Origin of the sequence: Collinsella aerofaciens (genome assembly GCF_040910245.1) — a bacterium.
Classification (GTDB): domain Bacteria; phylum Actinomycetota; class Coriobacteriia; order Coriobacteriales; family Coriobacteriaceae; genus Collinsella.
This window is the reverse complement of the sequence record NZ_JBDGAY010000019.1, coordinates 39883-49451: the sequence shown is the minus strand read 5'-3', so window position 1 is coordinate 49451 and position 9569 is coordinate 39883. Positions and strand designations below refer to the sequence as shown.

At 61.6% G+C, this 9569-nt stretch carries 9 protein-coding genes; 7 read left to right on the top strand and 2 right to left on the bottom strand.

The genetic code is table 11. The features are described 5' to 3' along the window. Positions 1–170: 170 nt before the first annotated feature. Positions 171–986 carry a putative RNA methyltransferase gene (locus tag AB5Z20_RS07565; protein ID WP_271730283.1) on the top strand — a complete coding sequence of 272 codons (816 nt, stop codon included), beginning with the start codon at positions 171–173 and terminating at the stop codon, positions 984–986. A 128-nt stretch (positions 987–1114) separates the two neighbouring features. On the opposite strand, the gene AB5Z20_RS07560 is transcribed toward AB5Z20_RS07565, so the two are convergent. Further along, entirely contained in the window at positions 1115–1516 is a 402-nt protein-coding gene (locus AB5Z20_RS07560; RefSeq protein WP_271730282.1) for a hypothetical protein, read from the bottom strand. A gap of 229 nt (positions 1517–1745) precedes the next feature. On the opposite strand from AB5Z20_RS07560, the gene AB5Z20_RS07555 reads away from it, so the two are divergent. Further along, entirely contained in the window at positions 1746–1889 is a 144-nt protein-coding gene (locus AB5Z20_RS07555; RefSeq protein ID WP_271740773.1) for a hypothetical protein, read from the top strand. 63 nt (positions 1890–1952) lie between these two features. Next, positions 1953–2657 carry a class I SAM-dependent methyltransferase gene (locus AB5Z20_RS07550; protein ID WP_368156831.1) on the top strand — a complete coding sequence of 235 codons (705 nt, stop codon included), beginning with the start codon at positions 1953–1955 and terminating at the stop codon, positions 2655–2657. Between the two features lie 47 nt (positions 2658–2704). Here AB5Z20_RS07550 and AB5Z20_RS07545 read toward each other — a convergent pair whose 3' ends face one another. Continuing rightward, on the bottom strand, positions 2705–3001 hold the full coding sequence (locus tag AB5Z20_RS07545; protein ID WP_055310006.1) for a hypothetical protein: 297 nt from the start codon (positions 2999–3001) through the stop codon (positions 2705–2707). Between the two features lie 77 nt (positions 3002–3078). Between AB5Z20_RS07545 and AB5Z20_RS07540 the strand changes: the two genes are divergently transcribed. The 4 genes from AB5Z20_RS07540 (at position 3079) to AB5Z20_RS07525 (ending at position 9543) form a co-directional block, all read left to right on the top strand. Further along, complete coding sequence (locus AB5Z20_RS07540; protein ID WP_368156830.1) at positions 3079–3567, top strand: GNAT family N-acetyltransferase; 489 nt, start codon at positions 3079–3081, stop codon at positions 3565–3567. Positions 3568–3821: 254 nt separating this feature from the next. Beyond that, entirely contained in the window at positions 3822–5825 is a 2004-nt protein-coding gene (locus AB5Z20_RS07535) for a GTP-binding protein (protein ID WP_368156829.1), read from the top strand. Between the two features lie 93 nt (positions 5826–5918). Next, the gene (locus tag AB5Z20_RS07530) at positions 5919–7037 is read left to right on the top strand and encodes an AAA family ATPase (RefSeq protein WP_368156828.1); all 1119 of its coding nucleotides are present in this window, start codon (positions 5919–5921) and stop codon (positions 7035–7037) included. Then, positions 7030–9543, top strand: coding sequence for an excinuclease ABC subunit UvrA (locus AB5Z20_RS07525; protein WP_438861069.1), 2514 nt, complete (start codon positions 7030–7032; stop codon positions 9541–9543). Before AB5Z20_RS07530 ends, AB5Z20_RS07525 begins: the two co-directional genes overlap by 8 nt. Positions 9544–9569 lie beyond the last annotated feature (26 nt).

The following is a 9569-nucleotide window of genomic DNA, read 5'->3' as shown; positions in this document are numbered from 1 at the left end:
CGGCCCGTTCTGGGCGCGCCTCAATCGTAGCCCGAGACGGTCCCGGGCTGACAATTTCGACTGTAATGGACGTTCTTAAATGACTAGTCATTTAAGAACGTCCCCAATGACTAGGTGGGGAAGGCGTGCGACAATGGTGGGCGTTGTGTTGTTCGCGCTAAGGAGTTGCCATGTTGTTGTGTCCCGTTTGCCATGAGCCGTTGGCGGACAATGAGCGCGGTGCTGCATGCGCGGGCGGACACCGGTTTGACCGTGCGCGCGAGGGCTATCTATACCTCCTACGCTCGTCCAAGAGCGGCGATTCCATGGGCGATCCCAAGTCGCAGGCGCGCAGCCGACGTGACTTTCTGAACCGCGGCTACTATGCGCCGTTGCGCGATACGATGGTTGAGCTGGTGCGCGAGCGGGTGTCTGGACGTGCCGCGTCTACGAACTGTCCCATGACGTTGCTCGATATTTGCTGTGGCGAGGGCTACTACACCAGCGCCATGGGCGCGGTGCCGGGCGTGGACGCTTACGGGTTTGATTTGGGCAAAGAAATGGTGCGCCTGGCCGCCAAGCGCGGCGATGCGACCTACTTCGTGGCCAACATGAAGGACATCCCCGTGGCCGATGGCGCCTTCGATATGGTGACCGAGCTCTTTGCTCCCTTTAACGAGCGCGAGTTTGCCCGCGTACTGGCGCCAGAGGGCTCACTCTATACCGTGGTGCCGGGTGCCCGTCACCTGTTTGGGCTTAAGGAAGTGCTCTACGACACGCCATATCTTAATGACGAGAAGCTGCCGAAGACTACCGAGCTCGAGTTGGTCGGAACGCAGCGGGTATCTGCGAATATTACGCTCCAGACCCAGGCCGACATCGAGGCGGTGTTCCAGATGACGCCGTACTACTATCGCACACGCCCTGCCGACAAAGAGCGACTGGCAAACTTGGACACCCTTCAAACCGACATCGACTTCATCATCGCCGAGTACCGCCACAGCTAACAACCTGCCAAAAAGGGACAGGTTTGTTTTGGTAGGTTTTGTCTGGGCAAACGTAAAGGGCCGACCGCGGAGATGCGCGATCGGCCCTTTTTAGTTGCTTGGCTGCAGAGCTTATGAGAAGCGAGCGCTTACAGGCGGTCCTTGTTCTCGGCCTTAACGGCGTGCGCCTGCTGAACAAAGAACAGGTCGTACACCACGATGACAAAGGCGACGATATTGACGGAGCTGCCGCCGAGCGCGGGAAGCGTGAGCGCGGCCTGGAGGAGCGTGGCTGCCGCGGCGACGATGCCGAGCTTAAACGCGCCATCCACCTGCGAAGGCTTGTTGGCGCCCTTGATACCCGCAACACCTGCGGCAAGGTCGATGAGGCCCTTGGCGACCAGCACGACCGCGGCGAGCATGGCGTTCGACCCGTACGTGGAATCGAGGTTGCCGGTCGCGATGCCGGCGATTCCAATGACGAGACTGGCGATGCCCAGAACAAAATAAATCAGGGCAAGGATTTTGAGTGTCTTGCGAGCGGCGCTCATAGCTGGTCCTTTCGATGCGGGCGCGGAGAATCTGTCGCACCCAGGTTGCGGCACATATCGTGAAGCACATTGTAGTTCAACGGGGCGATGCATGCGTTTGAAAGCGTCTCTTGCCTGTACGGTCCAACCTTTCAAAAAGGAAAGCTGGACGTAAGCCAAATCGATGGCAGCTCATGTGTGGCGCTGAGATGATGAGGACGTAACAAGGAGCTGGTCTCAAGGAGGAGCCATGATGTACGGAGCAGAGCAAGTGCGTGAGCCGCAGTCGTTGGGAAGGCGCATGAGTGATTCCGTGATCGCTGCCGTGTGCACGGGATTGATGGCGGTGCTTTGCATTGGGATGCTGTGGGCCATGTCGCATGTGGGACAATAGCGGACGGTTGGGTACCGACGTAAGCGGTGCTCACGTATTCGTTTTGCTTGTTAAGGAGTACCCATGGGCGTCGTCGATCCCTTTTCTGTTGCTCGGGCCGCGGGGCTTGAGCTGACCGGGAAGTCCGAGGGCCTCACGCTCACCGACGGCTCAATGGAGCTGCGTGCCGATTTCACCCGCATGCTTCCGCGGCTCAAGCAGGGCCGTCTGCAGCAAGAGCTGCTGCTAAAGGCTGCGCGCGCAAAAGGCATCGAGAGCCCATGGGCGATTGACGCCACGGCGGGCTTTGGCGAGGATTCGCTGCTGCTGGCTGCCGCGGGCTTTACCGTCGATTTGTATGAACAGGATTGCGTGATTGCGGCGCTCCTCGGGGATGCCTTGGATCGCGCGGCAGATGATCCGGCGCTTGCGGTTGCCGTGTCGCGTATGCGCTTACATGCGGGCGAGGACAGCATTGCTGGCCTTCGCCATACAGCTGAGCTGATCGGGCAGGGCGAGCTTGCCGCTCCCGACGTGGTGTATCTGGACCCCATGTTTCCCGAGCGCACCAAGAGCGCGGCGGTGAAAAAGAAGTTCCAACTCTTGCACCATTTGGAACAGCCGTGTGCCGATGAGGAGACGCTGGTCGAAGCTGCGCTTGCGGCGCGCCCGCGCAAGGTCGTTATCAAGCGGCCGGTGAAGGGTCCGCTGCTTGCCGGCGTTAAGCCGAGCTATCAACTTGCGGGCAAGGCCGTTCGTTACGATGTTTTGGTGCCGCCGCGCCCGTAGCTTGCGTGCGATGGCTGGCGCTCCGTCAGTGCCGTGCCGATACGGGTCTATTTCCAAGGATGCGACGTCAGATGCCAGCCGCCGCAGTATTCGCATTTGTAGCAGGCCAGCCCGCGCCGCCCGCGGTTTTCGCAGTCGGCCATAACGGCCTCGGCCTCGGCGCGCGTGTCGTAACGGTTTTTTCGCTCGCACGACTTGTAGCGCCAGGCTTCATCGCGTTCGGCGTCCAGGGCGTCGCGGCGCTCGTCCTCGCGCGCAAACAGGTCGCTCATATCGCCGCCGGTGGCAGCGCCCAAAAACTCGCTTTTGGCCTTTGACCAGGCGGCTCGCTTTTTGCTTCCCATCTGCATCGCGCCCCTCTCCAAACGTTGGTATGATTGCTCAATCAAAGTGATACCAATAAACGTGAGGTCGCCGCGTGATGATCAGAAAAACCCTCGATACCGACATTCCCGCCGTCATGGCTATCTATGACGCGGCCCGCGCCTTTATGCGCGCGCATGGCAACGCCACGCAGTGGCCCGAGGGCACGCCTTCTGCCGAGCAACTGGCTGCCGATATTGCCGCTGGTGGCAGCTATGTGTGCGAAGTCGACGGTCGTGTGGTGGCGACGTTTGCCTTTTTACCGGGCCCGGACGAGTGCTATGACGTAATTGAGGACGGTCAATGGCGTAGCGACACTCCGTACGCCGTGCTGCACCGTGTGGCATCCGATGGCACCGTGCGCGGTATCGCGGCTGCGATGTTTGCTTTTGCCAAGGAGCGCGCCGACCACCTGCGTATCGACACGCATCAGGACAACCTGCCCATGCAGGGCGCGAGCATCAAGGCCGGATTTGAGCGTGCCGGCGTCGTGTATGTGTCGGACGGCACGCCGCGTGTTGCGTTCGACTGGTTGCGCGAGGCGTAAGAGCAGGAACGCGTATCAACAATTCGCACGAACGAAAACGGCCCCACCCGGGGCCATTTTCGTTCGCTGCGCTGATTTGCAAGCCGGCTTTCGCAAGGCGCGAACCTACGAAAATCGCCGCGCGGCAACGCGGGGCGATGAGCTCGGTCGGGGGATAGGGCCCGCTTCGCCCGCCGGCCCGTAAATTGTATCATCCAGTGTGAAGCGTGAACGCCCGTTGCCGCGTGCGATGGGCTCGTAATAAGAGGAGAGCCATGTCGAAGCAAGCGGTCGTTGGAATCTTGGCGCATGTCGATGCTGGCAAGACCACGCTGGCCGAGGCCATGCTGTTCAACGCGGGTCGCATTCGCAAGCGCGGCCGCGTGGACGATGGCGATTCGCATCTGGACACTAACGAGATCGAGCGCGAGCGTGGCATCACGATTTTCTCGTCGCAGGCCGTGCTCGACCATGGCGATACCCACGTCATGCTCGTGGATGCGCCGGGGCATGTCGATTTTTCTGCCGAGGCGGAGCGCACATTGCGCGCACTCGACTATGCGATTTTGGTTGTGGGCGCCAACGACGGCGTACAGGGTCATACCGAAACCCTGTGGCGTCTGCTTGCACGTTATGACATCCCGACGTTCATCTATATCAACAAGATCGATTTGGAGAATCCCGGCCGCGATGTTTTGCTGGCACAGCTCGGGCAGCGTCTTTCCGAAGGCTGCCTGGATGCCAGCGAACTGCTGGCGGGCGGGGCCGTTCAGGAGGATGCTGCTGCGTTGGACGAGGTGGCGCTCGAGGAGTTTCTTGAGGCGGGCGAACTTTCTGTTGCAACGCTGTCGCGCATGGTTGCCGAGCGCAAGCTCTTTCCCTGCTTTGCCGGCTCGGCGCTCAAGGACCAAGGCGTGGACGAGCTGCTGGATGGCATATGCGCGCTGATGCGTGAACAGGCATGGCTTCCGGAGTTTGCCGCGCGCGTCTATCGTGTCAGCCGCGGGAATCGCGGCGAGCGCTTGGCTTGGGTTAAAGTGACCGGCGGCACGCTGCATGCCAAGCAGATGATTGACGGACGTTCCGGCGCCGAGGCATGGGAGCAGAAGGTCGATCAGGTACGCATCTATAACGGCGAAAAGTATGAGCTTGCCCAAGAAGTTGCTGCTGGCGGTATTTGTGCCGTGACGGGTCTTGCGCACGTTCGCCCAGGGGACGCCCTGGGCGCGGAGCCTGCGGGCGATGCGCCCGTCATTGCGCCGGTCCTCACCTATACGGTGCTTCCGGGCGAACATGATGTCCATGCGGTGTTCAAAGCGTTGACTGAGCTGGCGGATGAAGATCCCATGCTCGGCGTAAGCTGGAATACGCATCTTGAGCAGATTCATTTGCAGTTGATGGGCGCCGTGCAACTCGAGGTCGTGCAGCGGGTGTTGGCTGATCGCTTTGGCCTTTCGGTTGCGTTTGAGTCCGGCGGCATTCTCTATAAGGAGACTATTTCGCAGCCGGTCGAGGGCGTGGGCCACTTTGAGCCGCTGCGCCACTATGCCGAGGTGCATCTGCGCCTGGAGCCGTTGCCGGCGGGCTCGGGCGTGCAGTTTGGCACCGTAACCTCGACTGACGAGCTCGATCTTAACTGGCAGCGTTTGGCACTCACCAACGCCATGGAGCGCGATCACCTGGGCGTGCTGACCGGCTCGCCCATCACCGATGTGCGCATTACGCTCACGGGCGGCCGCGCGCATGCCAAACACACCGAGGGCGGCGATTTTCGCCAGGCCACGTACCGCGCGATTCGCCAGGGGCTCATGCAGGCGCGTGAGGCCGGCGCGGCGGTGCTGTTGGAGCCGTGGTATCGCTTTGAGCTCGAGGTGCCGGGGGAATGCGTGGGCCGGGCACTCTCGGATGCCACGCGCATGGGTGCCGAGTACGAGCCGCCGACGATGGCGGGGGACCGGGCGAAGCTTGTGGGTCGCGTGCCGGCATCCGAGGTGCAGGATTACGCGCTGGAGGTGGCTGCCTACACGAGCGGTCGCGGACATCTGTACCTGGAGTTCGCCGGCTATGCGGCTTGCCATGATGCCGAGCGCGTAATCGAGATGGCCGCCTATGAGCCCGTGGCCGATCTGCCCAACACGCCCGATTCGGTCTTTTGCTCTCACGGCGCCGGCTACACGGTCAAATGGTACGACGTACCCGCCGCGGCGCACGTAAAGGTCGATCCCGCCACCTTCCGCCCCTGGCGGGCAGCAGACGCCGAGTTTTTCGGCCACATGTGACAAAGGGACAGTTCCTTTGTCACATTCAGTTGGTATAACTCGGTATAAGTTGGTATAACTATTAGCAAGGTTTGCCAATCCGAGGAGGCCGACATGAATCCAAATCCCTTTAAGCCCACTGCCGGCAAGCGGCCCCCGGTACTCATCGGTCGCGAGTCGGTTATCGAAGATTTTGAGGAAGGGCTCGATAACGGCGCCGGTGCCCCCGGGAGGCTCATGCTCATTACGGGAAACCGCGGCTGTGGCAAAACGGTTCTCCTACGGGAGCTGCAGCGTCTAGCCAGCGCGCGCGGATGGGCGGTTGTCTCCGATTCCGCCTCGCTTGGCTTATGCGACCGCTTGGCCGACGCGCTTCGCTCGAATAAACCCGTTGTGACGTCAATGGAGCTCGGTCCGTCGTTTGGCCGGATGTCGGTCGAGGCGGCGCGGGCAAAGGGTGAGACGTTGCGGGGGCTGGTCAACGAGCGCCTTAAGAAACTCGGTCCAGGCAAGGGCATATTGTTTGCGATTGACGAGGCGCAATCTGCGTCTATCGAGGAACTGGCGGCTCTTGCCGTTCTCTATCAGCAAGTGCTCGGAGATCAGGATGCCACGGGCTTGCCCGATAGCGACCAGCGCGGTCTTGGGCTGGTTTTTGCCGGCTTGCCCAGTATGGTTGACGATCTGCTCGAAGAGCCGAGTGTGACGTTCTTGCGGCGTGCCCAGCAGCGTACGCTGGGGGCGATTTCTTTGCCCAAAGTGCGCGATTCGTACATCCAGACGGTCAAAGACGCTGGTCTTTGCGTTGATGCGGAGACGGCGGACCTTGCGGCGCGCAAGAGCATGGGGCATCCCTATATGGTTCAGCTGGTGGGCTATTACATGTGGCGGTCTGTTGTCCGGCGTGGCTCGCAGGTCATTGAAGAACGCGATGTTGAGGCTGGGCACGCGGATGCCATCTCCGAGTTCTATGAAGCAGTGGACGCTCCCTTGTATTACGGGCTGCGCAGTCCACAGCGCCTATTTATCGAGGCCATGGCGGCTGACGGGGGCAAGCCGACGCGCATGGCGGATATCATTGAGCGCTGTGATCGCACTCAGAGCTGGGCGAGTAAATATCGCGCAAGCCTGATTCGCGAGCGCGTCATCGAGGCTGCCGGATACGGCCTCGTCCGGTTTACCGTGCCCATGCTGGGCGAGTACATCCGCGATCGAGTTATATGGCATGAGTAGGGTGATAAAGGTGACGGAACAGAAGATGAACCCGCAGGCTATCGAGGTGCGTGGCGCGCGCGTCCATAACCTCAAAGACATCGATATCGATATTCCGCTGGGAAAGCTCGTGGGCATTGCCGGCGTGTCGGGTTCGGGCAAGAGTTCGCTGGCACTCGGGGTTCTTTATGCCGAGGGCTCGCGCCGCTATCTGGAGGCGCTCAGCACCTATACCCGCCGTCGTCTGACGCAGGCCGAGCACGCCCAGGTGGACGAGGTGCTGCACGTGCCAGCGGCGCTCGCATTACATCAGCGCCCCAGCGTACCGGGCGTGCGCTCGACCTTTGGTACCATGACCGAGCTCAACAATAGCCTGCGTCTACTCTTTAGCCGTTGCGCCCATCATGTGTGCCCGCATTGCGGGGCGCGTGTGGAGCCGAGCCTTAACGTGGCTGCGGGCCTGTTGCTCACGTGTCCGACATGCGGCCGCGAGTTCTACGCGCCGAGTGCCGAGGATTTGGCTTTCAATAGCGGCGGTGCGTGCCCTACCTGCGGCGGCACCGGTGTCATGCGCGAGGTAGACGAGGCGAGCCTGGTGCCCGACGAGTCAAAGACCATCAACGAGGGTGCGGTGCTTCCCTGGGGCACGCTCATGTGGGACCTGATGAAGCAGGTGGCCGGCGAGATGGGCGTGCGCACCGACGTGCCGTTTAACCAGCTCACGCCTCAAGAGCGCGACATCGTGTTTCACGGCCCGGCGGTTAAGAAGCACATTCTCTACGTTCCCAAAAACGGCGAGGGCGCCACGCCGCTCGACTTTACCTATTACAACGCTGTCTATACCGTTGAGAATGCGCTCGCCAAGGTTAAGGACGATAAGGGGCTTAAGCGTGTGGCTCGCTTTTTGCGCGAGGGACCATGCCGTGACTGCGCCGGCACGCGTCTCTCCGAGGCTGCGCGCCAGCCCCAGGTGCGCGGTATCAATCTGGCTCAGGCCGCGGCCATGACGCTTGGTGATGCGATTGAGTGGGTGCGCGGGGTGCCCGCATCCTTGCCGGCCGAGATGCGGCCCATGGCGACGGATATCTGCGATTCGTTTTTGAGCACGGCTCGTCGTCTGGTCGACCTGGGTCTCGATTACCTTTCGCTCGATCGCGCCGGTGCCACGCTCTCCACGGGTGAGCGCCAGCGCGTGCAACTCGCCCGCGTGGTGCGCAACCGATCGACGGGCGTGCTCTATGTGCTGGACGAGCCTTCGATCGGCTTGCATCCTGCCAATGTCGATGGCCTGGTTGGCGTTATGCGCGACCTGGTAGGCGACGGCAACACCGTGGTCGTTGTCGACCACGATACGCGCGTACTGGCGGAAGCCGACTATCTGGTCGAGATGGGCCCCGTTGCCGGAGCAGGCGGCGGCAATGTGATCGCTGCAGGTACGGTGGGTGAGGTCGAACAATCGCAGGGCAGCCGCATCGCCCCGTTTTTGTGCGCAGAGTCCAAGCGCTTGCGTCCGCAGGTGAATGACGACGAAATGTTCGACCAGGGGCATATCCGCATGGCAACTGATGCCATCCATACCGTCAAGCCGCTCGAAGTCGATATTCCGCGCGGCCGTCTTGTCGCGGTGACGGGCGTTTCGGGTTCGGGCAAGACGACGTTGGTGCTCGAGACGCTCATCCCGGCACTCAAGGCGCAGGCAGCCAGTGAGCGCCTGCCAAAACATGTGCGTTGGGTCGACGCCGAGGGTATCGCCCGTGCCAACCTGATTGACGCCACGCCCATCGGCGCCAACGTGCGCTCGACGGTAGCGACCTATGCCGACATCCATGATGAGTTGCGTCGCGCCTTCGCCCGTACGCCCGAGGCCAAGGCAGCCGGCTACAAGGCGGGTGCCTTTAGCTACAACACCGGCGCCTTGCGCTGCCCTACGTGCGATGGCACGGGCTCGATATCACTCGACGTGCAGTTTTTGCCCGACGTCGAGATCGTCTGCCCGGCATGTCGCGGCTCACGTTATGCAGACGCGGCTTCGCATATCCATCGCGAGGGCAAGGACGGGAGTCTGCTTACGTTGCCGCAGCTCATGGACATGAGTGTGGACGAGGCCCTCGACGCCACGGTGGGACTCAAGAAGGTTCAGGCGCGCTTGCAGACCTTGCACGACTTGGGCTTGGGCTATCTCACGCTCGGTGAGCCCACGCCGGCGCTCTCGGGCGGCGAGGCACAGCGTCTTAAGCTTGCGAGCGAGATGGGCCGTGTGCAGGACGATGCCGTATTCGTGTTCGACGAACCCACGATTGGCCTGCATCCGCTCGATGTTCAGGTGTTGCTGAGTGTGTTTGACGGCCTCGTTGCCAAGGGCGCCACGGTTATCGTGATCGAACACGATCTCGACCTTATCCGTAACGCCGATTACGTGATCGACATGGGCCCGGGCGGTGGCGACGCGGGCGGGCAAATCGTCTGCGCCGGTACGCCGGGCGACATCGCAGCCTGCTCCGCAAGCATCACTGGCCGCTACCTATAACCGAATGTGACAAAGGGACAGTTCCT

Excerpts from the sequence above, each read along its gene's own strand:
- AB5Z20_RS07565 (WP_271730283.1), top strand. The coding sequence starts at position 171 with ATGTTGTTGTGTCCCGTTTGCCATGAGCCGTTGGCGGACAATGAGCGC.
- AB5Z20_RS07560 (WP_271730282.1), bottom strand. The coding sequence starts at position 1,516 with ATGAGCGCCGCTCGCAAGACACTCAAAATCCTTGCCCTGATTTATTTT.
- AB5Z20_RS07555 (WP_271740773.1), top strand. The coding sequence starts at position 1,746 with ATGATGTACGGAGCAGAGCAAGTGCGTGAGCCGCAGTCGTTGGGAAGG.
- AB5Z20_RS07550 (WP_368156831.1), top strand. The coding sequence starts at position 1,953 with ATGGGCGTCGTCGATCCCTTTTCTGTTGCTCGGGCCGCGGGGCTTGAG.
- AB5Z20_RS07545 (WP_055310006.1), bottom strand. The coding sequence starts at position 3,001 with ATGGGAAGCAAAAAGCGAGCCGCCTGGTCAAAGGCCAAAAGCGAGTTT.
- AB5Z20_RS07540 (WP_368156830.1), top strand. The coding sequence starts at position 3,079 with ATGATCAGAAAAACCCTCGATACCGACATTCCCGCCGTCATGGCTATC.
- AB5Z20_RS07535 (WP_368156829.1), top strand. The coding sequence starts at position 3,822 with ATGTCGAAGCAAGCGGTCGTTGGAATCTTGGCGCATGTCGATGCTGGC.
- AB5Z20_RS07530 (WP_368156828.1), top strand. The coding sequence starts at position 5,919 with ATGAATCCAAATCCCTTTAAGCCCACTGCCGGCAAGCGGCCCCCGGTA.
- AB5Z20_RS07525 (WP_438861069.1), top strand. The coding sequence starts at position 7,030 with ATGAGTAGGGTGATAAAGGTGACGGAACAGAAGATGAACCCGCAGGCT.